This is a genomic window from Rhodanobacter sp. GW835-FHT13D09 (assembly GCF_058793995.1).
Window position 1 is genome coordinate 45,124 of the sequence record NZ_JBXAGL010000014.1, and the last position, 21,598, is coordinate 66,721.

General features: G+C 67.5%; 20 protein-coding genes and 1 tRNA gene. 5 read left to right on the plus strand and 16 right to left on the minus strand.

Features of this window, described 5'->3' with window-relative positions; genetic code table 11:
* The first annotated feature begins 338 nt into the window (after positions 1-338).
* The 3 genes from AC1Q5A_RS15735 to upp all read left to right on the plus strand — a co-directional run bounded on the left by AC1Q5A_RS15735 (position 339) and on the right by upp (position 3,173).
* Complete coding sequence (locus AC1Q5A_RS15735; protein WP_492702274.1) at positions 339-1,856, plus strand: aminotransferase class III-fold pyridoxal phosphate-dependent enzyme; 1,518 nt, start codon at positions 339-341, stop codon at positions 1,854-1,856.
* A gap of 143 nt (positions 1,857-1,999) precedes the next feature.
* Positions 2,000-2,386: a PsiF family protein gene (locus AC1Q5A_RS15740; protein ID WP_492702276.1), complete on the plus strand. Its 387-nt coding sequence runs from the start codon at positions 2,000-2,002 to the stop codon at positions 2,384-2,386.
* A gap of 124 nt (positions 2,387-2,510) precedes the next feature.
* Positions 2,511-3,173, plus strand: coding sequence for a uracil phosphoribosyltransferase (gene upp, locus AC1Q5A_RS15745; RefSeq protein WP_492702278.1), 663 nt, complete (start codon positions 2,511-2,513; stop codon positions 3,171-3,173).
* A 13-nt stretch (positions 3,174-3,186) separates the two neighbouring features.
* On the opposite strand, the gene pip is transcribed toward upp, so the two are convergent.
* Both pip and AC1Q5A_RS15755 read right to left on the minus strand, forming a co-directional pair.
* Positions 3,187-4,146, minus strand: coding sequence for a prolyl aminopeptidase (pip, locus tag AC1Q5A_RS15750; RefSeq protein ID WP_492702280.1), 960 nt, complete (start codon positions 4,144-4,146; stop codon positions 3,187-3,189).
* 62 nt (positions 4,147-4,208) lie between these two features.
* Positions 4,209-5,597, minus strand: coding sequence for an FAD-binding oxidoreductase (locus AC1Q5A_RS15755; RefSeq protein ID WP_492702282.1), 1,389 nt, complete (start codon positions 5,595-5,597; stop codon positions 4,209-4,211).
* 110 nt (positions 5,598-5,707) lie between these two features.
* On the opposite strand from AC1Q5A_RS15755, the gene serA reads away from it, so the two are divergent.
* On the plus strand, positions 5,708-6,940 hold the full coding sequence (gene serA / locus AC1Q5A_RS15760; RefSeq protein ID WP_492702284.1) for a phosphoglycerate dehydrogenase: 1,233 nt from the start codon (positions 5,708-5,710) through the stop codon (positions 6,938-6,940).
* Positions 6,941-7,013: 73 nt separating this feature from the next.
* Here the strand turns inward: serA and AC1Q5A_RS15765 are convergent, their stop codons facing one another.
* From AC1Q5A_RS15765 to thrS, 11 genes are all read right to left on the minus strand, one after another.
* A complete protein-coding gene (locus tag AC1Q5A_RS15765) occupies positions 7,014-7,349 on the minus strand; it encodes a hypothetical protein (RefSeq protein WP_492702286.1) in 336 nt (111 codons plus the stop codon).
* A 451-nt stretch (positions 7,350-7,800) separates the two neighbouring features.
* Positions 7,801-8,292 carry a hypothetical protein gene (locus AC1Q5A_RS15770; protein WP_492702288.1) on the minus strand — a complete coding sequence of 164 codons (492 nt, stop codon included), beginning with the start codon at positions 8,290-8,292 and terminating at the stop codon, positions 7,801-7,803.
* Between the two features lie 143 nt (positions 8,293-8,435).
* A tRNA-Pro gene (locus tag AC1Q5A_RS15775) sits at positions 8,436-8,512 on the minus strand.
* A 50-nt stretch (positions 8,513-8,562) separates the two neighbouring features.
* Positions 8,563-8,919, minus strand: a complete 357-nt coding sequence (locus AC1Q5A_RS15780) for a MerR family transcriptional regulator (RefSeq protein ID WP_068096398.1) — start codon at positions 8,917-8,919, stop codon at positions 8,563-8,565.
* Positions 8,900-9,199 (minus strand): integration host factor subunit alpha, encoded by a 300-nt coding sequence (gene ihfA, locus AC1Q5A_RS15785; RefSeq protein WP_063089695.1) that lies wholly within the window; start codon positions 9,197-9,199, stop codon positions 8,900-8,902. The genes AC1Q5A_RS15780 and ihfA overlap by 20 nt, the downstream gene beginning before the upstream one ends.
* 1 nt (position 9,200) lies before the next feature.
* Entirely contained in the window at positions 9,201-11,579 is a 2,379-nt protein-coding gene (pheT, locus tag AC1Q5A_RS15790; RefSeq protein WP_492702290.1) for a phenylalanine--tRNA ligase subunit beta, read from the minus strand.
* Between the two features lie 23 nt (positions 11,580-11,602).
* Positions 11,603-12,613 carry a phenylalanine--tRNA ligase subunit alpha gene (gene pheS / locus AC1Q5A_RS15795; RefSeq protein ID WP_492702292.1) on the minus strand — a complete coding sequence of 337 codons (1,011 nt, stop codon included), beginning with the start codon at positions 12,611-12,613 and terminating at the stop codon, positions 11,603-11,605.
* 140 nt (positions 12,614-12,753) lie between these two features.
* Positions 12,754-13,113, minus strand: a complete 360-nt coding sequence (gene rplT, locus AC1Q5A_RS15800) for a 50S ribosomal protein L20 (RefSeq protein WP_027493824.1) — start codon at positions 13,111-13,113, stop codon at positions 12,754-12,756.
* Positions 13,114-13,124: 11 nt separating this feature from the next.
* Positions 13,125-13,322 carry a 50S ribosomal protein L35 gene (rpmI, locus tag AC1Q5A_RS15805; RefSeq protein ID WP_008213504.1) on the minus strand — a complete coding sequence of 66 codons (198 nt, stop codon included), beginning with the start codon at positions 13,320-13,322 and terminating at the stop codon, positions 13,125-13,127.
* Positions 13,323-13,734: 412 nt separating this feature from the next.
* Positions 13,735-14,259: a translation initiation factor IF-3 gene (gene infC, locus AC1Q5A_RS15810; protein ID WP_317616006.1), complete on the minus strand. Its 525-nt coding sequence runs from the start codon at positions 14,257-14,259 to the stop codon at positions 13,735-13,737.
* A 44-nt stretch (positions 14,260-14,303) separates the two neighbouring features.
* Positions 14,304-16,205 (minus strand): threonine--tRNA ligase, encoded by a 1,902-nt coding sequence (thrS, locus tag AC1Q5A_RS15815; RefSeq protein ID WP_492702294.1) that lies wholly within the window; start codon positions 16,203-16,205, stop codon positions 14,304-14,306.
* Positions 16,206-16,465: 260 nt separating this feature from the next.
* On the opposite strand from thrS, the gene AC1Q5A_RS15820 reads away from it, so the two are divergent.
* The gene (locus AC1Q5A_RS15820) at positions 16,466-17,473 is read left to right on the plus strand and encodes an NAD-dependent epimerase (RefSeq protein ID WP_492702296.1); all 1,008 of its coding nucleotides are present in this window, start codon (positions 16,466-16,468) and stop codon (positions 17,471-17,473) included.
* A 79-nt stretch (positions 17,474-17,552) separates the two neighbouring features.
* Here the strand turns inward: AC1Q5A_RS15820 and AC1Q5A_RS15825 are convergent, their stop codons facing one another.
* From AC1Q5A_RS15825 to map, 3 genes are all read right to left on the minus strand, one after another.
* Positions 17,553-18,002 carry a CopD family protein gene (locus AC1Q5A_RS15825; protein ID WP_492702298.1) on the minus strand — a complete coding sequence of 150 codons (450 nt, stop codon included), beginning with the start codon at positions 18,000-18,002 and terminating at the stop codon, positions 17,553-17,555.
* 61 nt (positions 18,003-18,063) lie between these two features.
* The gene (gene glnD / locus AC1Q5A_RS15830) at positions 18,064-20,715 is read right to left on the minus strand and encodes a [protein-PII] uridylyltransferase (protein WP_492702300.1); all 2,652 of its coding nucleotides are present in this window, start codon (positions 20,713-20,715) and stop codon (positions 18,064-18,066) included.
* A gap of 94 nt (positions 20,716-20,809) precedes the next feature.
* Positions 20,810-21,577 (minus strand): type I methionyl aminopeptidase, encoded by a 768-nt coding sequence (gene map, locus AC1Q5A_RS15835; RefSeq protein ID WP_492702302.1) that lies wholly within the window; start codon positions 21,575-21,577, stop codon positions 20,810-20,812.
* Positions 21,578-21,598: the final 21 nt, after the last annotated feature.

Below are 21,598 nucleotides of genomic sequence, written 5' to 3' on the forward strand. Positions count from 1 at the left end.
CGTTCATGCGGGTGTCTCCTCCTGCCGCACAGCCTGGGCAGCGCGCCGCATCGGCCCCTGTCGCCGCCGTCAACCATCACGGGTGACAGGTGTCATCCGCACGGCGGATCCCATCCCAAGCGCCTGATCGGCCGAGGCAAAACGCAGCAGCCATGGATCAGCCAGCCAGGCGCAGGGGGTACCGGGCAGGCCATGCCGCGGGTTATCCTCGGCATGCGTGGATGCGCCCTCAGCCGTCAAACCGGGCCGCGCGCCGCGGGAGCCGGGCTCCCCCACGCACTACACGTTGGCCTGCTTCGCGCTGGGTGCGAGGCGCCGGCGGATCTGAGGAGATAGCCATGGGTGTGATCAACCAGCTGCGCGAACTGCGCGAATTCGGCGGCAAGCCGCGGACCACCGGCCTCGACGACGCCAGCATCGAGCGCCTGGCGGCGAACGACCCCCTGCTGGGCCAGGCGATCGCCGAGGCGGTGACGCGACATCGCGAGCTGCGCGCGGAGCTGGCTGCGGCGGGCATGGGTGATTTCCTCAAGCTCGACGAAGCCGAGCAGTTGGCCCGGGCCCAGGCCGGTTTCGTCAACTTCTACCCGGACGACGCGATCAACCCGTACCTGCCGGCGGCCGCGCGCGGCCCGTGGATCGTCACCCTGAAGGGCGCCGTGGTGCACGACAACGGCGGCTACGGCATGCTCGGCTTCGGCCACAACGACCCGGCGATCCTGGCCGCGCTGGCCCGCCCGCAGGTGATGGCGAACGTGATGTCGCCCAGCGTGTCGCAGCTGCGCTTCACCGCGGCGCTGAACAAGGAGCTGGGCCGCAGCCGCGGCGGCAGCCCGTACACGCGCTACCTGTGCCTGAACTCCGGCTCGGAGTCGGTCTCGCTGGCCTGCCGCATCGCCGACGTCAACGCCAAGGCGATGACCGACACGGGCGCGCGCTACGCCGGCCGCACGATCAAGCGGCTGGCGGTGAAGGGCGCGTTCCACGGCCGCACCGAGGCGCCGGCGCTGTACTCCGATTCCAGCCGCAAGACCTACCAGCAGAACCTCGCCAGCTACCGCCACGAGGACACCCTGATCACCGTGGCGCCCTACGACGTGACGCAGCTGGAAGCGGCGTTCGCCGACGCCGACCGGCACGGCTGGTTCATCGAGGCGATGTTCCTGGAGCCGGTGATGGGCGAAGGCGACCCCGGCCGTGCGGTGACGCCGGAGTTCTACAAGGCCGCCCGCGCGCTGACCGAATCGCATGGCAGCCTGCTGCTGGTCGACTCGATCCAGGCCGGCCTGCGTGCGCACGGCGTGCTGTCGTTCGTGGACTACCCCGGCTTCGAGGGCCTGCCGCCGCCGGACATGGAAACCTTCTCCAAGGCGCTCAACGCCGGCCAGTATCCGCTGTCGGTGCTGGCCGCCGGCCAACGCGCCGCCGGGCTGTACCGCAAGGGCATCTACGGCAACACCATGACCGCCAACCCGCGCGCGCTGGACGTGGCGCTGGCCACGCTGGGCGAGCTCAGCGACGAGGTGCGCAGCAACATCCGCGAGCGCGGCAGGGAATTCGTCGACAAGCTCAACGCGCTGAAGAACGAGCTGGGCGGCCTGATCACCAAGGTGCAGGGCACCGGCCTGCTGTTCTCCTGCGAGCTGGCCCCGGAATACAAGTGCTACGGCGCCGGCTCCACCGAGGAATACATGCGCGAGCACGGCGTCGGCGTGATCCACGGCGGCACCAATTCGCTGCGCTTCACCCCGCACTTCAAGGTCACCAGCGCCGAGGTCGACCTGATCGTCGCCCACGTGCGCAAGGCGATGCTGGAAGGCCCGCGCAAGGCCAAGGCCAAGGCCGAGGCCGCCTGAGCGGAGACGGCTGCGGCGACGCTTGACACGTCGCCGCAGCTGAATACTTCGTGCATGTCAGGTTTCACCCACTCCCGCCATGGCGGCCTCCGGCATAGACTGTCCAGGCCGGTGCTTGCCGGTCACCTAGGGAGGGTTCAACGATGTCGATGTCACTTCGCCTGCTTGCCGCCAGTGCTGCCCTGGCTTTCGCCGGTGCCGCCTTCGCGGCCGCACCGCAAGCCAGCACCGCCGCTCCGGCCACCAAGGTCCACTCGGCGCAGCAGCAGCGCATGGTCGATTGCAACAAGCAGGCCACCGGCAAGAAAGGGGCCGAGCGCAAGACCTTCATGAGCACCTGCCTGAAGGGCGGCAGCACCGCCGCCGCGGCACCGGCCACCGCAGCGGCCGCCGCACCCGCGGCGAAACAGACCCAGCAGGAAAAGATGAAGACCTGCAACGCCGACGCCAAGACGAAGGCGCTCAAGGGGGCGGAGCGCAAGACCTTCATGAGCAGCTGTCTCAAGGGCGACGCAGCCACCACGCCGTAATACCTCAAGACCTCCTGCAACTCCGGCCCCGCCCACGTACGCCTGCCCATGCGTGCGCCGGCGGGGCCGCCTGGTTAAGCTTCCCGGGTGTCGCGCGCCTGCGCCGCCCGGGAAGACCGCCGCCATGAAGATCGTCGAAGTCCGCCATCCGCTGATCCAGCACAAGCTCGGGCTGATGCGCCGTGCCGGCGTCAGCACCAAGGACTTCCGCGAACTGGCGTCCGAGGTTGCCGCGCTGCTCACCTATGAAGCCACCAAGGACCTGGAAACGGCCGAAGAGCAGATCCAGGGCTGGGCCGGCCCGTTGCTGGTGCACCGGATCAAGGGCAAGAAGATCACTGTCGTGCCGATCCTGCGTGCCGGCCTGGGCATGCTGCCGGGCGTGCTCGACCTGATCCCCGCGGCCAAGGTCAGCGTGGTCGGCCTGCAGCGCGACGAGCACACGCTGAAGCCGACGACCTATTACGAGAAGCTCAGCGGCCGCATGGACGAACGCATCGCGCTGATCGTGGACCCGATGCTGGCCACCGCCGGCACCCTGGTCGCTACCGTCGACATGCTGAAGGCGGCCGGCTGCAAGCGCATCAAGGGACTGTTTCTGGTGGCCGCGCCGGAGGGCCTCCAGCGCATCGAGGCGGCGCATCCCGACATCGAGATCTATGTCGCCGCGATCGACGAACGCCTCAACGAGAACGGCTACATTCTGCCCGGCCTCGGCGACGCCGGCGACAAGATCTTCGGCACCAAGCAGTTGCCGGCGAACGACCGGCCGATACCAGCAGTGTAGGAGCCCGCTCGCCTCAGCGGCCGAAACGGTCGGTCGCCTCCACCAGCTCGTGCACGTTGCCGGGCTCGAACGCGGAATGGCCGGCGTCCTGCACGATGCGCAGGTCGGCCTCGGGCCACGCGCGATGCAGGTCCCAGGCGCTGCGCAGCGGACACACCACGTCGTAGCGACCCTGCACGATCACCGCCGGGATGTGGCGGATGCGCTCGACGTTGCGCAGCAGCTGGTCGTCGTGCTCGAAGAAGCCGCCGTTGACGAAGTAGTGGCATTCGATCCGCGCGAACGCCAGCGCGAACTCGTCCTCGCCGCTGGATTCGATGTGCGACTGGTCCTGCCACAGGTAGCTGGTGGCGCCCTCCCACATCGACCAGGCGCGCGCCGCGTCGGTGCGCGTCTTCGCGTCGGCGCTGGTCAGGCGGCGGTGGTAGGCGCTCATCAGGTCGCCGCGTTCCGCTTCGGGAATCGCCGCCAGGTAGGTCTCCCACGCATCCGGATAAAGCGCGTCGCAGCCTTTCTGGTAGAACCACTCCAGCTCCCAGCGGCGCAGCATGAAGATGCCGCGCAGCACCAGCTCGGTGACCTTGTCCGGATGCGTCTGCGCGTAGGCCAGCGCCAGCGTGGAGCCCCACGAGCCGCCGAACACCTGCCAGCGTTCGATGCCGAGGTGCGTGCGCACACGCTCGATGTCGGCGACCAGATCCCAGGTGGTGTTGTCGGTGAGCTCCGCATGCGGGGTGGACTTGCCGCAGCCGCGCTGGTCGAACAGCACGATGCGGTACACCGCCGGGTCGAAGAAGCGCCGGCACTTCGGACTGGTGCCGCCGCCCGGGCCGCCATGCAGGAACACCACCGGCTTGCCGCGCGGGTTGCCACTCTGCTCGTAGTACAGCGTGTGCAACGCCGAGACTGGCAGGAAGCCGCTGTCGAATGGCTCGATTTCGGGGTACAGCGAACGCAGCGGCGACGACGGCATGGCGGCTCCTTCGAACCATCAGACAAGCCGCCAAGCCTAGCACGGGCGCGGCTTCCGGGCCTTCAATCGGCCACGAACAGCTTGCCGGGGTTGAGGATGCCGTTGGGATCGAACACCTTGCGCACGCCCTGCATCAGCGCGATCTCCGCCGCGCTGCGGGTACTTTGCAGATAGGCCCGCTTGACCAGGCCGATGCCGTGCTCGGCCGAGATGCTGCCGCCATGGCGCTGCAGCGTCGCCGCCAGCAGCTTGGTGACGTGCTCGCACTGGGCGATGAACGCGTCCTCCGCCAGGCCATCCGGGCGCAGCACGTTGATATGCAGGTTGCCGTCGCCGATATGGCCGAACCAGACCACCTCGGCCTGCGGATACTCGCGCGCCAGCAGTGCCTGCATCTCGTGCAGGAACGCCGGCACCGCGCTGATTCGCACCGACACGTCATTCTTGTACGGCCGCCGCGGCGCCAGGCTCTCGGTAATGCCCTCGCGCAGCTGCCACAACGCGGCGGCCTGCGCCTCGCTCTGCGCGATCACGCCGTCGCTGACCCAGCCCTGCTCCAGCGCCTGCTCGAACGCGGCCAGCGCGGCCTCCTGCTGCCGCTCGTCGGCCGCGTCGAACTCGCACACCACGTAGTACGGATGATCGCCAGCGATGGCGCGCTGCGCGCCGTGGGCCAGCACATGCCGCAGCGCCACGTCGGTGAAGAACTCGAACGCCTGCAACGGCAGCCGCGCGCGGAACAGCGCGAACACCTGCATCAACGCATCCATGTCCGGCAGCGCCAGCAGCATCACCTGCGACGGCGGCGGCGGGTCGGTCAGCCTGAGCGTGGCCTCCACCACGATGCCCAGGGTGCCTTCCGAGCCGACCATCAGCTGGCGGAAGTCGTAGCCGCTGGAGTTCTTGATCAGGCCGCGGTTGAGTTCGAGCAATTCGCCGCCGCCGCTGACCACCTTCAGCCCGGCGATCCACTCGCGCGTGTTGCCGTAGCGGATCACCCGGATGCCGCCGGCATTGGTGGCGATGTTGCCGCCGATCGAGCACGAGCCGCGCGCCGCGAAGTCGACCGGGTAGATCAGGCCATGTTCGCGGGCGGCTTCATGCACGTGCTGCAGGATCATCCCGGGCTGCACGGTGAGCGTGCGGTCGACCGCGTTGAAGTCGAGCACCCGGTTCATCCGCTCCAGGCTCAGCACCAGCTCGCCGTTCGCCGCCACCGCGCCACCGGAAAGCCCGGTGCGGCCGCCCGAGGGCACGACGGCCACGCGATGCTCGTTGGCCCAGCGCACGATGCCCTGCACCTCCTCCACCGTGGCCGGCAACGCGATCGCCAGCGGCGCCGGCGTCCAGCGGCGGGTCCAGTCGCGACCGTAGTGCTCCAGGTCGCCTTGCCCGGTGAGCAGGCGCAATCCAGGCAAGCGGCGGGCGAGATCGTCCAGGGCGGCGCTCATGCAGTCTCCGGCGGCGTTATGCCATCAAGGGTCGTTCAGACGTCCAAACATTCTGTGCTGCGTTGCCGCAATTCTGTCATAGTATCAGCTCCATTCGCATCGGAGCCGCCATGAAGACCTCATTCCCACGGCAAGACATCAAGGTACTGCTGCTGGAGGGCGTGAGTCGCACCGCGGTGGAAACCTTCGAGCATGCCGGCTACAGCAGCATCGAGTACCACGAGAAATCGCTGCCCGAGGCAAAGCTGATCGAGCGCATCGCGGACGCCCACATCGTGGGCCTGCGCTCCCGCACCCAGCTCAACGCCGAGGTGCTGCGCCACGCCAAGCGGCTGATCGCCGCAGGCTGCTTCTGCATCGGCACCAACCAGGTCAACCTGCCCGAAGCGGAGCGGCTGGGCATTCCGGTGTTCAACGCGCCCTATTCCAACACGCGCAGCGTGGCCGAACTGGTAATCGCCGAGGCGATCATGCTGCTGCGCGGCATCCCGCAGAAGAGCGCGCAATGCCACCGCGGCGGCTGGAGCAAATCCGCCACGGGCAGCTACGAGGCGCGCGGCAAGGTGCTGGGCGTGATCGGCTACGGCCACATCGGCACCCAGGTGGGCGTGCTGGCCGAGAGCATGGGCATGCGGGTGATTTTCCACGACGTGGAAACCAAGCTGGCGCTGGGCAACGCCCACGCCGCCGCCGGCCTCCAGGACCTGCTGCAGCGCGCCGACGTGGTGACTCTGCACGTACCCGAAACGCCGGCCACGAAGCTGATGTTCGGTGCGCGCGAAATCGCCGTGATGCGCAAGGGCTCGGTGCTGATCAACGCCTCGCGCGGCAGCGTGGTCGACATCGACGCGCTGGCGGCGGCGTTGCGCGAAGGCCACCTGGCGGGTGCCGCGGTGGACGTGTTCCCGGTCGAGCCCAAGGGCAACGACGACCCGTTCGTATCGCCGCTGGTGGGCCTGGACAACGTGATCCTCACCCCGCATATCGGCGGCAGCACGTTGGAGGCGCAAGACAACATCGGCATCGAGGTGGCCAGCAAGCTGGTGCGCTACAGCGACAACGGCTCCACGCTGTCCGCGGTGAATTTCCCCGAGGTGTCGCTACCCGAGCACCCGCACAGCCGCCGCCTGCTGCACATCCACCGCAACGTGCCGGGCACGCTGTCGCGCATCAACGAACTGTTCTCGGCCGGCAACATCAATATCGACGCGCAGTTCCTGCAAACCGACAGCGAAGTCGGCTACGTGGTGATCGACGTCAGCGCCGACGAGGCCCAGGCCAACGACCTCAAGGCGAAGCTGGCGGCGATCCCGGGCACCTTGCGCAGCCGCGTCCTGTATTGAGGCAAACCGGTGGGTGACACGAGGGGCGCCAGCGCGCCCCTCGTGTCACCGCAAAAGCGCAGCCGGCCCCTGCTCAGTGGCCGATTTCCTTGCTGACCTGGTTTTCCTGCTGGTCCAGCGTCTTCTGCTCCTGCCGGGTGACGTGGCCATTGTTCTGGCTGGCCATGTCGCGCTCCTCCCGGCGGATCTGGCGATCGTCCTGATGCAACTTGGCCGCCTCGGCCTTGCTCATGTCGCCTTCCTTCACTTCGTCACGGATCCGCGCGTTCTGGTGATGCAGGCGGTCGTTGACCTGTTCGCGGCGCGGGTGGTGCTTCTGCCACTTCGTATCGACATCCTTTGCGGCGCACACGGTCGTGCCCGCGACAGCAACCAGCAGGGTGGCAATCAGCATGGACTGGATCTTCATGGATGTATCTCCGTCGGTCTCGGTTGGAATGACGGCCGCCGGTGCTGCCGGCGTCCGCGAGACGCATCCTACGGAGCCGATCCGGCAATCCACCAGTGGGTCGCACACCGGGGCCGCGCCTGCGGTTCAGATGCCTGCCCCCGGACTGAACGCAGGAATCCGCGGCGGGGCTTTCCTGTCAACCGGACCGGGCAGGCATGCGTGTCTGCCTGGTTCCACCGCGCTTGCCCACGGCCGCCTTCCCTGCCGGCGCCTCGTTCGCCGAGCCGGCACCATCGGCACCTGCAGGAGGAGATCCCTTGCGCGATCCGCTGGTCTTGCCTGAAGCATGGCGCTGCTGCAGGCGATGCTCCTCGCGAAACGCGTCCATATAGGCCTTCAGCTCGCTCCGCTTCCTCGCACTGGCGTCCGGCCCGGAAAGCCGGCCCTCGTCGATGCCCCGCAGCATCCGCTAGAACAGGTCGTAATCGTGGTAATCGCGGTAGGGCTTGAGGTCGAGATCCGCCGGCACCTTGACCAGACGCTCGTCGCCGATCGACTTCACGTACTTCTGCATGAAGCGGTCGTAGGCGGCCCAGGTGATCCGTTCGGCGTTCACCGCCGCCTCTTCGGCGCGGGTCGCGATCTGGTGCGCGTGCAGATAGTGCAGGCCCAACTGGTCGATCAGGGTCTTTTCCACCTCCTCGTGCAGGATCAGGAAGCGGTCCACCTCGACGGTGCGCCCGCGGAACATGAAGCTCTCCGGCAGATGGCGGTCGATGTAGATGGTCTTGCCATCCTTGCTGTAGCCGGCGAGGTAGGGAATGTCGTGCTCGCGGTCGAGCTTCTTCACCCGTCGCAGGATCGCGTCCAGCGCACGGTCCAGCATCAACGCCGAGACGTACCAGTCGGGGGCCTTCAGTTTCACGTGCGGGGCGCAGGGATGACAGCTGTTCGACGGCATGGCGGCATCTCCCGGAGGTGGAAATCTCCAGCCGGAGCCTACCCCACGGCACGCCTCGGATGCATCACTTCCCGACCGCATGCGGCACCGGGGCAAAAACAGGAAACGGCGCCGAGGCGCCGTTTCTGTCGAGTCTTCCGAATTGGTCGGGGCGGCCGGATTCGAACCGACGACCCTCTGCCCCCCAGGCAGATGCGCTACCAGGCTGCGCTACGCCCCGACGCTACGGCAAGCTGGTTAGTCTAGCAGCTTGTGACGGCGGTCCGGAAGTCAGCGGCGCAGCAGCGCCAGCACTTCCTCCAGCTCCATCCGCACCTGGCGCACGATCTGGTGCGACATGCTCGCCTCCATCCGCGCCTGCGGGCCTTCCAGCCGGGCGCGTGCACCGGTGATGGTGAACCCTTCGTCATACAGCAGCGAACGGATCTGGCGGATCATCAGCACGTCATGGCGTTGGTAATAGCGGCGGTTGCCGCGACGCTTGACCGGGTTGAGCGCAGGAAACTCCTGCTCCCAGTAGCGCAGCACGTGGGGTTTCACACCGCACAACTCGCCAACCTCACCGATGGTGAAGTAGCGCTTGGCCGGGATGGCAGGCAGTTCGGTGTTATTCCCTTGGTCCAGCATAGCCCTCGACCCTTACCTTGAGTTTCTGCCCAGGCCGGAACGTCACCACGCGCCGGGCGGAGATCGGGATCTCCTCGCCGGTCTTCGGGTTGCGCCCGGGCCGCTGGTTCTTCAGCCGCAGGTCGAAGTTGCCGAAACCGGACAGCTTCACCTGCTCGCCGCTTTCCAGGGCTTCGCGGACCACCTCGAAGTAGGCGTCCACGAATTCCTTCGCCTCGCGCTTGTTGAGGCCTACGTCGAGGAAAAGCCGCTCGGCCATTTCCGCCTTGGTCAGCGCCATCTCATCCTCGCAGCTTCGCCTTGCATGATTGCTCCAACGCGGCCATCGCTTCACGTACGCAATGGTCCGCGTCGTCGTCGGTAAGGGTGCGTGAAGCGTCCTGCAAAATCAAGCCCATAGCGAGGCTTTTTCGGCCTGCTTCGACTCCCTTGCCGCTGTAGCGGTCGAACAGGCGCAATTCCTTCAGCCGCTCGCCCAGCGTGCGGCGGACCACCTGCTCGATCTGTGACCAACTGACCGATTCCGGCAGGTCCACCGCGATGTCGCGGCGCACGGCGGGGAACCTTGGCACCGCTCGAACCTGCGGCAGGCGGCGCGCCAGCAGCGGCTCCAGCGCCAGTTCCAGCACGTGCACGTCGGGGCCAAGATCCAGCGCCCTGGCCAGTTGCGGGTGCAATGCCCCCAGATACCCCACCGTCACGCCATCGCGGGCCACCCGCGCGCCACGCCCCGGATGCAGCCAGCCCGGCAGGCCGTCGGCATGCACCGACCAGCGCTGCGGCTCGCCGCCCCAGGCGATCAGGGCATCCAGGTCGCCCTTGAGATCATGGAAATCCAGCGCCCGCGACGGCTCGCCCCACTGCTCGGCGCGGGCGCTGCCGCAGGCGGCGATGGCCAGACTGGTGGTTTCGACCGGGGGATCGCCGGCACCAAACACTCGCGCCAGCTCGAACAGGCGCACCCGCTCCTGCTGACGCGCGCGGTTGTGGCGCAATGCCTCGATCAGCCCCGGCAGCAGCGATGGCCGCATCACCGCCAGATCGGCCGACAACGGATTGGCCAGCGGCACCAGGTGCTCGGTGAAGCCCCAGGCCGCCAGCAGATCGGCCGCCACGAACGACAGGTTGACGGCTTCGTAGTAGTCGCGCGCAGCCAGTTGTTCGCGCAGCGCCAGTTCGCCGATACGCGCTTCCGGCTCGATCGCCAGGGTCAGCGCGCCGGCCGGAGCCGCCGTGGGAATGTTGTCGTAGCCGAAGATGCGCGCGACCTCCTCGATCAGGTCCTCCTCGCGTTCGATGTCGAAGCGGCTGCTCGGCGCGGTAATCCGCCAGCCGTCGGCGGTCGCCTCCACCCGCATGCCCAGCGCGGTGAAGATGCGCACCACTTCGGCATTATCCACGTCCGCGCCGAGCACGCGTTTCAGGCGCGCGCGACGCAGGGCGACCGGCGCCGGCTGCGGCAGGTCGGCCGGGTTCTCCGCCACCAGCACCGGCCCGGCGTGGCCGCCGGCGATCGCCAGCAGCAGTTCGGTGGCACGCTCCAGCGCACGCCGCGGCAACTCCGGATCGACGCCACGCTCGAAGCGGTGCGAGGCATCCGTATGCAGGCCCAGCTTGCGCGCGCGCCCCATGATCGCGGCGGGCGCGAAATGCGCGGACTCCAGGAAGACGTTGCGGGTGGCGTCGGTGACGCGCGAATCGTAGCCGCCCATTACGCCCGCTACCGCCAGTGCCTTGTGCTGGTCGGCGATCAGCACGAAGCCTTCGTCCAGTTTCGCCTCGCTGCCATCGAGCAGCTTCAGCAGCTCGCCGGCGTGCGCGTGGCGCACCACGATGTCGCCTTCGAGCGTGTCGTTGTCGAAGGCGTGCAGCGGCTGGCCCAGCTCCAGCATCACGTAGTTGGTCACGTCCACCACCGCGCTGATCGGACGCAGCCCGGCGCGGCGCAGGCGTTCGGCCAGCCACAGCGGCGTGCGCGCAGCCGGATCGATGCCCTCGACGATCCGGCCGAGATAGCGCGGCGCGTCCTTGCCGGCTTCCAGCCGGATGCCCCGACGCGACGCGCCGGTGACCGGTACGGCCACCTGCGCCGGCAGCTTCACCGCACTGCCAAACAACGCGGCCACGTCGTGCGCCAGGCCGAACAGGCCGAGGCAATCGGGCCGGTTCGGGGTGAGCTTCAGCTCGATGCTGGCGTCGGGCAGGCCGAGGTAGTCGCCCAGCGGCTGGCCCACCGGCGCATCCGCGGGCAGCTCCAGCAGGCCGGAAGCGTCGGTGTCGACGCCCAGCTCCTTCGCCGAGCACAGCATGCCGGACGACTCCACGCCGCGCAGCCTGGCCGCCTTGATCGCGATGCCGCCCGGCAATTTCGCACCGACCGTCGCCAGCGGCACCTTGATGCCGACGCGCGCGTTCGGTGCGCCGCAGACGATCTGCAGCGGCTCGCCCTGCCCCGCATCGACCCTGCACACCTGCAGGCGGTCGGCTTGCGGATGCTTCTCGGCGCCGACGATCTCGGCTACCACCACGCCGGCCAGGCCTTCACCGAGCGGCGTGAGCTCCTCCACCTCCAGCCCCGCCATGGTCAGCGCATGGGCCAGCGCGGCACGGTCGGCCCTGATCTCGACCAACTCGCGCAGCCAGTTCTCGGAAAATTTCATGCTTGTCGATTCCTAGACGCGATTCAGGCGAACTGCTTCAAGAAGCGCAGGTCGTTCTCGAAGAACGCGCGCAGGTCGGAGACGCCATAGCGCAGCATCGCGAAGCGCTCCACGCCCAGGCCGAAGGCGAAGCCAGTGTAGCGCTCCGGGTCGATGCCGCAGTTCTTCAGCACGTTCGGATGCACCATGCCGCAGCCGAGCACCTCCAGCCAGCGGCTCTGGCCGTCCTCGGTCTCCCAGCGGATGTCCACCTCGGCCGAGGGCTCGGTGAACGGGAAGTAGCTGGGACGGAAGCGCATCTCGAAGTCGCGCTCGAAGAACGCGCGGACGAATTCGGCCAGCGTGCCTTTCAGATCGGCGAAGCTGGAGGTCTCGTCGACCAGCAGGCCTTCGATCTGGTGGAACATCGGCGAATGGGTCTGGTCCGAATCGCTGCGGTAGACCTTGCCCGGCGCGATGATGCGGATCGGCGGCTGGCGGCCGGCCATCGCGCGGATCTGCACCGGTGAGGTATGCGTGCGCAGCAGGCGGCGGCCGCCGCTGCCTTCATCGGCGATGTAGAAGGTGTCGTGCATCGCGCGCGCCGGATGGTGCGGCGGGAAGTTCAGCGCCTCGAAGTTGTGCCAGTCGTCCTCGATCTCCGGGCCGTCGGCACGCTGGTAGCCGAGCCGCGCGAAGATCGACGCGATGCGTTCCAGCGCGCGGGTGATCGGATGGATGCCGCCGCGGCCGCCGTCGCGCCCGGGCAGGCTGATGTCGAGCCGCTCGGAAGCGAGCCGACGGTCGAGCTCGACCTGCTCCAGCACTTGCTTGCGCACGGCCAGCGCGTCGGCGAGGCGATCCTTGACCTTGTTCACTTCCGCGCCGCGCGCCTTGCGCTCATCCGGCGCCAGCGCCCCCAGCGTCTTCAGCGCGGCGGTGACGATGCCGCTCTTGCCCAGCAGGCCGACACGCAGCGCATCAAGCGCCTCCAGCGTATCGGCCCTTTCGATGTCGGCCAGCGCCTGCGCGGCGCGGCTGTCCAGGTCATCCATCGATGCGGTTCCGTTTGAAGTGCACAGAAACAAAAACGGGGAGAAGGCTTTGGCCTCCTCCCCGCGAACGTTCGCTCTTTTGAAGAGTGCGGCCATGAATGGCCGCCCTTGATCTTCGCGATCAAGGATGAGCGCACAAACTACGCCGCCAGACTGGCCTTCGCTTTCTCGGCGATCGCACCAAACGCCTTGATGTCGTGCACGGCGATATCGGCGAGAACCTTGCGGTCAACGGTGATGCCGGCCTTGCTCAGGCCATTGATCAGGCGGCTGTAGGACAGGCCGAACATGCGCGCGGCGGCGTTGATGCGGACGATCCACAGCGCACGGAACTGGCGCTTGCGCTGCTTGCGGCCGATATAGGCGTACTGACCGGCCTTGACGACGGCCTGGTTGGCAACGCGGAAGACCTTGCGGCGGGCGTTGTAGTAGCCCTTGGCGCGGCCGATGATTTTCTTGTGACGACGACGGGCGGTGACGCCACGCTTTACACGAGCCATGGTCTATCTCCTCACAAGTACGGCAGCATGCGAGCCACGCCCGGGGCGTCGCACGCCTTGAGGTGGTTCGGTGCACGGAGACCACGCTTCAGCTTGGTCGACTTCTTGGTCAGGATGTGCGACTTGAATGCGTGGCCGCACTTGATCTTGCCCGATGCGGTCTTGCGAAAACGCTTCGCCGCCGCCCGGTTGGTCTTGATCTTGGGCATGGTAATGCTCCTTGTGGGGGACTCGTCCGCTCGGGACGGCCCGGTTTCTGACTGATCTGGCGGTGGCGGCATCCCGGAGGGACCCGGCCACGCTTTCCGTCCTGCCACGATCGGTGCACGACCCTTCCAGACGGGTCGAACCCGTAATTATACGGGTTCAAAAAGCCAAACACCAGCACGAAGTGCTGACCCTGGCCTCCTCTCCCTTTGGGAGAGGATTGAGGTGAGGGTGCGGGGCTTGCCCCGCTCCAATCCAATAAAGCGCCTTCTGCCTTTGCCTCCTCTCCCTCCGGGAGAGGATTGAGGTGAGGGTGCGGGGCTTGCCCCCTATCCAACAAGGCAGCTGCTCCGGGAGACACGGTGAAAGAGCATCGCCCGCGAGCGGGCTGGGCTCCTACCAAAGGCGACCGGCTTATTTCTTCTTCGGCCCGATCATCATGACCATCTGACGCCCTTCCAGCCGCGGAAAGGACTCGACCAGGCCGTTCTCGCCGACATCTTCCTGGATCTTCTTCGCCAGGTTCTGGCCCAGGTCCTGGTGCGACATCTCGCGGCCGCGGAAGCGGATGGTGACCTTGACCTTGTCGCCTTCCTCGAGGAAACGGAGCATGTTGCGCAGCTTGATCTGGTAGTCGCCCACGTCCGTGACCGGACGGAACTTCACTTCCTTGATCTCGACCTGCTTCTGCTTCTTCTTGGCGGCCTGCGCCTTCTTCTGGGCTTCGAACTTGAACTTGCCGTAATCCATGATGCGGCAGACCGGCGGATCGCCGTTCGGCTGGATCTCGACCAGATCCATGCCCGCTTCCTCGGCTGCGCGCAGCGCCTCGTCACGCGAGAGAATGCCGAGCTGTTCCGAATCCGGGCCGATCACGCGAACGCGCGGCACGCGGATTTCCAGGTTGCGACGATTGCCCTTGTTGTCGGTGGTAGCGATACCACGATCCTCCAGAAGAAGTGATGAAACAGACCGCCCGGCGTTCAGCGCCGGATTTCGGTCTCCAGTCGTTCGACGAAGCCAGCCAGCGGCATGCTGCCCAGGTCCTCGCCGGAACGGGTACGCACGGAAACGGCACCCGTCTCCTTCTCGCGGTCACCGACCACGAGAAGATAAGGCACTTTCTGCAGCGTATGCTCGCGGATTTTATAGCCGACTTTCTCGTTGCGCAAATCCGATTGTACCCGGAAACCTTTGTCGACAAGGGTTTGCGTCACTTCGCGGACGTACTCGGCCTGCGCATCGGTGATATTGATCACCACCGCCTGCACCGGGGCCAGCCAGGCCGGCAGCAGGCCGGCGTGGTGCTCGATCAGGATGCCGATGAAACGCTCCATCGAACCCACGATGGCCCGGTGCAGCATCACCGGATGCCGCTTCTGCGAATGCTCGTCCACGTACTCGGCGCCCAGCCGCTCGGGCATCATGAAATCGACCTGCATGGTACCGACCTGCCAGGCGCGGCCGATCGAATCCTTCATGTGGTACTCGATCTTCGGACCGTAGAACGCGCCCTCGCCCGGCAACTCCTCCCAGGCCACGCCGGCGGCGGAGAGCGCCGCGCGCAATGCCGCCTCGGCGCGGTCCCACACCGCATCCTCGCCGATGCGCTTGTCCGGGCGCAGGGCGATCTTCAGGCCGATATCCTTGAAGCCGAAGTCCGCGTAGACCTGCATCGCCTGGCGATGGAACGCGGTGACCTCCGACTCGATCTGCTCGGCGGTGCAGAAGATGTGGCCATCGTCCTGGGTGAACGCGCGCACGCGCATGATGCCGTGCAGCGCACCGGACGGCTCGTTGCGGTGGCAACCGCCGAACTCGCCGTAGCGGATCGGCAGCTCGCGGTAGCTGTGCAGGCCGGTGTTGAACACCTGCACATGGCCCGGGCAGTTCATCGGCTTCAGCGCGTAGGTACGCTTCTCCGACTCGGTGAAGAACATGTTTTCCTGGTAGTTATCCCAGTGCCCGGATTTCTTCCACAACGACACGTCCAGCACCTGCGGGCAACGCACTTCCTGGTAGCCGCTCTTGCGGTACACGCCGCGCATGTACTGTTCGACCTGCTGCCAGATCGCCCAGCCGTTCGGGTGCCAGAACACCATGCCCGGACTCTCTTCCTGCTGGTGGAACAGGTCGAGCTGCTTGCCGATCTTGCGGTGGTCGCGCTTCTCGGCCTCTTCCAGCTGGAGCAGCCAGGACTTGAGGTCCTTGTCGTTGAGCCAGGCGGTGCCGTAGATGCGGCTCAACATCGCGTTGTTCGAATCGCCGCGCCAGTACGCGCCGGCCACCTTCATCAGCTTGAACGAATGCAGCTTGCCGGTGTTCGGCACGTGCGGGCCGCGGCACAGGTCGGTGAACTCGCCCTGCGTGTACAGCGACAGCTCCTCGCTGGCCGGGATGCCCTCGATGATCTCCGCCTTGAAGTTCTCGCCGATGCCGCGGAAGAACGCCACCGCCTCGTCGCGCGACTTCACGCTGCGCGTCACCGGCAGCTGTTCGTCGACGATCTTGTGCATCTCCGCCTCGATCCGGGGCAGGTCGTCCGGGGTGAACGGCCGTCCGTAGGCGAAGTCGTAATAGAAACCGTTGTCGATCACCGGGCCGATGGTGACCTGCGCGCCCGGGAACAGCCGCTGCACCGCCTGGCCCATCAGGTGCGCGGTGGAGTGGCGCAGGATTTCCAGCGCCTCGGGGCTCTTCTCGGTGACGATCTGCACGCTGGCGTCGTGCTCGATCAGGAAGCTGGCGTCGACCAGCTTGCCGTCGACCTTGCCGGCCAGGGTCGCCTTGGCCAGACCGGCGCCGATCGAGGCGGCCACGTCCTGCACGGTGACGGGATGGTCGAACGGCTTCTTGCTGCCGTCGGGTAGCGTGATTTCAATCATGGAGGCTTCTCTGGAAAAGCAAAAAAGGGCATGACGCCCTTTCTTTGGTGACGAAGAAACGGAGGCGTGGCGGCGGTCAGTCGTGGAAGCGGATAGTTGCCATGTCGCACACTCGGCCGGCGCGCAGCGCGGGCCACCTTAGGTCCGGTGATGGATGAGGAAACGCTAGTTTAGCCCGGATTGCCTGTCAATCCGCAGCCGGCGTGTCATCGCCCACCGTCGTCGGCGATACAATGCCGGCGATCTCCCGAGGACAATCCATGCGCATCCTGGTCACCGGTACCGCCGGTTTCATCGGCGCCGCCCTGGCGCAGCGCCTGCTGGCGCGCGGCGACGTGGTGTATGGCGTCGACAACCACAACGACTATTACGATCCGGCGTTGAAGGAGGCCCGCCTGGCGCGCTTCGCCGACCACCCGAACTACACCCACCAGCGCGCCGACTTGGCCGATGCGGGCGCGCTGAATCATGCGTTCACCGCGTTCGGGCCGCAGCGGGTGGTGAACCTCGCCGCACAGGCCGGCGTGCGCTATTCGCTGCAGAACCCGCAGGCCTACGTGTCGAGCAACCTGGTCGGCTTCGCCAACATCCTCGAGGCCTGCCGCCACGGCGGCGTGGGGCATCTGGTCTACGCCTCGTCCAGCTCGGTCTACGGCGCCAACCGCAAGCTGCCGTTCGCGGTGGAGGACGCGGTCGACCACCCGGTCAGCCTGTACGCCGCCAGCAAGAAGGCGAACGAGCTGATGGCGCACAGCTACAGCCATCTGTACCGCCTGCCGACCACCGGCCTGCGCTTCTTCACCGTATACGGGCCGTGGGGGCGGCCGGACATGTCGCCGATGCTGTTCGCCGACCGGATCAGCCGCGGTGAACCGATCGACGTGTTCAACTTCGGCCACCACAGTCGCGACTTCACCTATATCGACGACATCGTCGAGGGCGTGATCCGCACGCTCGACCACCCGGCCGAAGTGGATCCGGCGTACAACGCCGAGCGACCGAACCCCGGCACCTCGAACGCGCCGTACCGCGTCTACAACCTCGGCAACGACCAGCCGGTGCAGTTGCTGCGCTTCATCGAGCTGCTGGAACGGAACCTCGGCCGCAGCGTGGAAAAACGCCTGCTGCCGATGCAGCCCGGCGACGTGCCCGACACCTGGGCCGATGTGTCGGCGCTGCGCCGAGACGTGGGCTACGCGCCAGGCACGTCGATCGAGGATGGGGTGGCGCGCTTCGTGCAGTGGTACCGGGAGTACTTCGAGAAGTGAGTGGGGAGGAGTGAGAAGTGAGAGTGGCTTCGATCAGGCTCTTCTCTCACTTCTCACTACTCTCCACTCGCTCCGCCTCTCAGAACGGCTTGGCCAGCACCAGCCAGATCACGGCCAGCAGCAGCAGCACCGGCAGCTCGTTGAGCCAGCGCAGCGCGCGCGACGACGGCAGCGCGCCGCCTTTTCCGCTGCGCTTGAGCAGCCGCCCGGCCCACACGAAGTACCCGAGCAGCACCGCGACCAGGGTCAGCTTGGCGTCGATCCAGTGCGCGCCGGCAGCGACGTTCGGCAGAGCCTGCGGAAACACGCGCCAGCCCTGCCACAGGGTCAGGCCGAACAGGAACGCGAGGCCGAACATGTTGTGGCCGAACTTGTACAGCCGTCGCCCCATCAGCTGCAGCCGCGCCAGCACCGCCGGCTCGCCGGCGGCCTCGGCCATGTTCACCAGGATCCGCGGCAGGTAGAACACCGTGGCCATCCAGGCGATCACGAACAGCAGGTGCAACGACTTGATCAGCAGGTAGGTCATGGCGAAACCGCTCGGCCGCTGCGACACGCAGCGGCCGCGATGATAACGCGGCGCCCGCCGTTCAATCCCGCGCCGGGCCGATCCGTTCCTCCAGTGCCTGCAGCAGGCGCCCTTGCAGCGCCTCGTCGAGTGGCGCGTCGTGGCGGTCGGTGAGCTGGAAGAAATCCTCCACGCGCTCGCCGAAGGTGGCGATGCGCGCATCGTGCACGCGCACCCCGGCGGCCAGCATCACCTGCGCCACCGCGGCCAGCAGGCCTGGACGGTCGGCGCCGACCAGGGCCAGCTGGGTGCGGTCGCCGGCGGCGTGGAAGCTGATCTTCGGCGCCATCTGGAAATGCTTCTGGTGGCGCGACATGCCGCGCTTGCTCGGCTGCACGCCGGCCGACTGCGCCAGCGCGCGCTGCAGCCGCTGCTGCAGTTCCTCGGCGCGGGCCGCGCTCACCGGTTGCTGGCTGTCCGCGTCGAGCAGCAGGAGGGTATCCAGCGCCATCCCGGTCGGCGAGCTGAGGACGCGCGCTTCGACCACCGAGAAACGCAACCGGTCCAGCACCGCCGTGATGGTGGCGAACAGGCCATCTCGATCGGGCGTGTAGACGAACAGCTCGGTGCTGCCGCGCACCGACAGTGGATGCACGGCCACCAGCGGCAACGCACCCTGCGCCAGCAGGATCGCCGCGGTCTGCCAGGCGATCTGCTCCGGCCGGTGGCGCAGGAAGCTGAGCTGGGGGAAGTCGGCCCAGACCCGCACCACGTCGGCTTCGGCATGACCCTCGTTCAGCAGCAGCGCCAGCGCGTACTCGGAGCATTCGCGCACGCGCGCGCCGATGTCGCGCGGCAGATCCACGTCGCTGCGCAGGGCGTAGCGCGTGCTGGTGCACAGGTCGGCGAGCAGGCGGTCCTTCCAGCCGTTCCACAACCGGGGGCTGGTGCCGATGATGTCGGCCACGGTGAGCAGGTACAGCTGGCCGAGCCGCTCGCGGCTGCCGACCACGTCGGCGAACCGGTGCACCACGTCCGGGTCGGTGATGTCCTGGCGCTGCGCGGTGGTGCTCATCAGCAGGTGCCAGCGCACCAGCCAGGCGACCCGCTCGACGTCGGCCGGCGGCAGCCCGAGCCGGCTGCAGAACGCCCGCGCATCCTCCGCGCCGAGCACCGAGTGGTCGCCGCCGCGCCCCTTGGCGATGTCGTGGAACAGCCCCGCCAGCAGCATCACCTCCGGGGCGGGCAGACCGGCCCAGATCTCGCGGCCGAGCGGAAACTCGCGCTGCGCCGCCGGGTCGGCGAAGCGTGCCAGATTGCGCAGCACGCGCAGGGTGTGTTCGTCGACCGTGTAGACGTGGAACAGATCGTACTGCATGCGCCCGAACACCTTGCCGAACGCCGGCAGAATCGCCGCCAGCAGGCCGTGCCGGTTCATCCGCCACAGTGCCTCCACCGCCGGCGCGCCGCGACGCAGCAGCCGCAGGAACGCGGCCAGCACCTCGTCGTCGTCGGCCAGCGCATCGCCATGCACGGCGGTGGCCTGGTGAATGCGACGCATGGTGTCGGCACTGAAGCCGACCACGCCGGGCTGGTCCAGCCGCGCGATGAAGATCTCCACCAGGGCGGCGGTCCGCCGCATGAACAGCTGCGGGTCGCGCGCCGCCAGGCGCTTGCCGTAGCGGATGAAGTCGGCGCCCACGGGCACCGCCTCGCCCGGCGGTTCCAGCATTTCCACGAAGCGTTCGGCGACCTGCATGCCGAGCCGCTCGACCTGGCTGGCGGCGCGGTAATAGCCCTGCATGAACTGCTCCACGCCGAGGTTCCGTTCATGCTCGTCCTCGAAGCCCAGCCGCGCGGCAAGCGCGCGCTGGTAATCGAACAGCAGCCGTTCCTCGGGCCGGCCCGCCTCCAGGTGCAATGCGTAACGGTAGCGGCGCAAGGTGGCCTCGGACTGCTCCAGTGCCGCCTGCTCGGCCGGATCGAGCAACCCTTCCGCCACCATGTCGGCGAGTTCGCCCGCATGCGCCAGCCGCCGGCCCAGCCAGCGCAGCGAGTCGAGCGTGCGCAGGCCGCCGGGGCCGTCCTTGAGGTTCGGCTCGAGGTTGTAGGCGGTGTCGTCGAAGCGGGCATGCCGGGCATCGCGCTCGGCCAGCCGCGCCGCAAGGTACGCCGACGCCGGCCACAGCGCGGGATCGTCGACCACGGCGCGCAATTGCGCGTCGAACGCCAGATCGCCAGCCAGCCGGCGGGCATCCAGCAGGCTGGTGAACACGCTGGCATCCTGCGCGGCCAGCGCGCGGCACTGCGCCGGGTCGCGCACCGCATGGCCCACCTTCAAGCCGATGTCCCACAGCGTGGCGAAGAACTGCTCCAGCGCGCGCCGACGGGCCGGCTCCGCTGCCTGCACCAGGGCCAGCAGATCCACGTCCGAGTACGGGAACAGCAGGCCACGGCCGTAGCCGCCGACCGCGAACAGCGCCGCCCCGGTCACGTCGCCAAGGCAGGCCGTCCATACGTGTGCCACCACCCGGTCGACCGATTCGCCGCGCCGCCGCGCCAGCACGCTGGCATCGGCGCCGTCGCGAAACGCCGTGGCCAGCGCCCGGTCGACGTCGCCCAGCAGCTGCCGCAGCGCCCGCCGCGCGTCGGCCGAAACGCCCGAACGCGGAACCGCTGTCGGCAAACGGGGGAGTGGCGGCAGGGCGTTGGCGGTCGGAGCAGTTGACGGCATGGCGTGACCCCGGAAGCGAGCGCAGGAAGCAGAAGCGGGAAATGAGAAAAAGCTTGCGAGCCGTACCGCTCGCGATCTCATTCCTGCCTTTTACTCACTCCTGATCCGGCCAGGGCGTGAGGATCTCGAAGCCGTCGTCGGTGACCGCAATGGTGTGTTCCCATTGCGCCGACAGCGAGTGGTCCTTGGTGACCACGGTCCAGCCGTCCGGCAGCTGGCGGGTCTGCGGCTTGCCGGCGTTGATCATCGGCTCGACGGTGAAGGTCATGCCCTTCTTCAGCTCGACGCCGGTGCCGGGCTTGCCGTAGTGCAGCACCTGCGGCTCGTCGTGATAGACCTTGCCGATGCCGTGGCCGCAGTACTCGCGCACCACCGAGAAGCCGGCCGCCTCGGCATGCTGCTGGATCGCGTGGCCGATGTCGCCCAGGGTCGCGCCGGGGCGCACCGCCTGGATGCCGCGCATCATCGCCTCGAAGGTGGTGTCGACCAGCCGCCTGGCCAGCACCGAGGGGGTGCCGGCGACGTACATGCGGCTGGTGTCGCCGTGCCAGCCGTCCTTGATCACGGTGACGTCGAGGTTGACGATGTCGCCGTCCTTGAGCACCTTGCCCTCGCTCGGGATGCCGTGACAGATCACGTGATTGACCGAGGTGCACAGGGTCTTGGGGAAGCCGTGGTAGCCGACGTTGGCGGGAATCGCCTTCTGCACGTTGACGATGTGCTCGTAGGCGCGCCGGTCCAGCTCCTCGGTGGTGACGCCGGGCTTGACGTACTCCTTGAGCATCGCCAGCACTTCGGCGGCCAGCTTGCCGGCGACGCGCATGCCTTCGAGGTCGGCGGGGGATTTGAGGGTAATGGCCATGGGTTCCACTCATATGGCGGC